General features: G+C 44.1%; 1 protein-coding gene. It reads left to right on the top strand.

The window, feature by feature from the left end:
- Positions 1 to 291: 291 nt before the first annotated feature.
- A complete protein-coding gene (locus GRP75_RS27140; protein WP_160790914.1) occupies positions 292 to 1,251 on the top strand; it encodes a zinc-binding dehydrogenase in 960 nt (319 codons plus the stop codon).
- Positions 1,252 to 1,323 lie beyond the last annotated feature (72 nt).

Raw genomic sequence — 1,323 nt, 5'->3', positions numbered from 1 at the left:
TACGGACCTATACCTGCATCTGGGGAATGGAAAAATAAATTGCCTTTGCTGGAACAGAAGCAAGTGCAGAATTTGGTGACATCTTGAAGGTGCACTTCAGTCAGCTGAACTAGTAGTCTCAAAAATCATCAATCAGATAACAAAAATACAAAACTTACAAGAAGTTGCAACGAATCTATTCATCCGTAATGAAAATAATCAATTCAAATATTCAATTAATTAATTGAATATTTGACCTGTTTAAACTATACTAATGGAGTACCACTATTTTAAAACTAAGGAGGTTTATTCATGAAGAAAATGAAAGCCATGCAAATTCCAGCTGCAGGAGAAAAAATGCAGTTAGTTGAGGTACCGGTTCCGCAGCTGGCAGAAGGGCAAGTATTGCTCCGCGTTGAAGCTTGCGGCGTATGTAATGGAGATTCAATGGCCATGGGCGGTGCGGCGTCAGCATATCCCCGCATTCCTGGACATGAAGTGATAGGAATCGTTGATGAGCTTGGATCAGGCTCGTCAAAATGGAAAATTGGAGAACGTGTCGGCATTGGATGGCATGGGGGACATAGCCATGTGACCGGATTAACAATGGACGGTGGATATGCTGAATACATGGTTGCTTATGAGGATAGTTTGTCCAGTATTCCAAATGAAATTTCGGCAATGGAAGCTGCTCCACTAATGTGTGCTGGAGAAACGACCTTTAGTGCCATCAAAAATAGTAAAGCTCGCCCTGGTGATCTAGTAGCGATTCAGGGGATTGGTGGACTGGGACATCTTGCCGTTCAGTTTGCAAGCAAAGCCGGATATCGCACCGTGGCTATTTCACGAGGAAATGATAAAGAAGCTCTCGTACGTGAACTTGGAGCCCATCACTACATTGATTCGGCCAAAGAAGATCCGGCTGAGGCATTACAAGCATTAGGCGGTGCTAAAGTCATCCTGGCAACTGCACCTAACGCGAAGGCCGTTTCCTCTCTGATCAACGGGTTGGGTCAAGACAGCGAGCTCATCATTGTGGCAACTTCCACTGATCCACTAGAATTGTCAGCGATGGACTTTTTGAATGGATCTAACACGGTCAAAGGTACGTTAACAGGCGGAGCGGAAGAAATCCAAGCGACGATTAATTTCAGTGTGCTGACGGATATTCGCCCCATGATTGAGTCATATCCATTAGATCGTGCTAGCGAAGCATACGATAAAATGATGTCAGCATCGACTCGATTCCGTGCTGTCCTGAATATTTCTTAGTGATGATATAATTACATGGGTGGGTAGCCTACGACTCACGGGTTAATAGAACCACTTGTTCAATTTGGACAA

This window comes from Paenibacillus sp. OT2-17 (genome assembly GCF_009827695.1).
GTDB lineage: Bacteria > Bacillota > Bacilli > Paenibacillales > Paenibacillaceae > Paenibacillus > Paenibacillus polymyxa_B.
The sequence above is the reverse complement of the archived record's forward strand: the minus strand, read 5'-3'. Positions and strand labels throughout refer to the sequence as shown.

Bases quoted from the DNA above. Each gene is read 5' to 3' on its own strand.
- GRP75_RS27140 (WP_160790914.1), top strand. From the start codon at position 292: ATGAAGAAAATGAAAGCCATGCAAATTCCAGCTGCAGGAGAAAAAATG.